Raw genomic sequence first — 695 nt, forward strand, 5'->3', positions numbered from 1 at the left:
GTGTTGCATGGGTCAGCCGCTTGGATGCACTGGTTCCTGCTCGTCGTCGGGATTACGCGATGCGGACGTACTCCGGCCGTCCAAGCTTGAGCATATGGTTTAGCACCTTTGCGGCGATGGCCACCTCGGTCGCTTGCCGCCCATCGGTCTGCGAGCGTAGCCCGTCACCAATGACGTGCTTCCATCGCGAGATGTCAGCCTCCACAAGGGCACGCCAGTTGTACCCCGAGGCCCTCTGCCAGCCCATGCGGCCGCGCTCAGCGACGCATCGGAGATGCGCGTCCCGCTGCGTTGGTGCGTACAGTGCAGCTTCGCTTGGCACCCCGCTCGCGCGTGGTGGTACAATCACGGCCGCGTCGGGGTGGCGTGCTGTGACCTCAGCGTAGACGTCGTCCCGATCATAGGCGCCATCACCCGTGAAGGATGTCACGGAACCGTCGACTTGCTCGAGTAAGGGCCCGACCTGCGAGCCGTCATCGGCATCCCTGTCAACCAGCACTGAAGCGACGATCTGGCCCGTGTCGGCGTCCGTGGCGAGCTGAAGCATCTTCCAAGCCCGACGGCGCTTGGTGCCATGCTTCTCGATCAACCACTCGCCGGGGCCGCACAGCCGAAGACCGGTACTATCCACCAGCAGGTGCACCGGCTCGCTGCTCGGCTTCGGCCGAGACACCTCCAGCGTCTCGGCCCGACGG

At 65.2% G+C, this 695-nt stretch carries 1 protein-coding gene; it reads right to left on the reverse strand.

Annotated features, from left to right (window positions below):
• Positions 1–52 precede the first annotated feature (52 nt).
• On the reverse strand, positions 53–695 hold a 643-nt coding region (locus tag JMJ56_RS33220; protein WP_202836134.1), incomplete at its 5' end, for an IS5 family transposase.

Origin of the sequence: Belnapia arida (assembly GCF_016773205.1) — a bacterium.
GTDB classification, from domain to species: domain Bacteria; phylum Pseudomonadota; class Alphaproteobacteria; order Acetobacterales; family Acetobacteraceae; genus Belnapia; species Belnapia arida.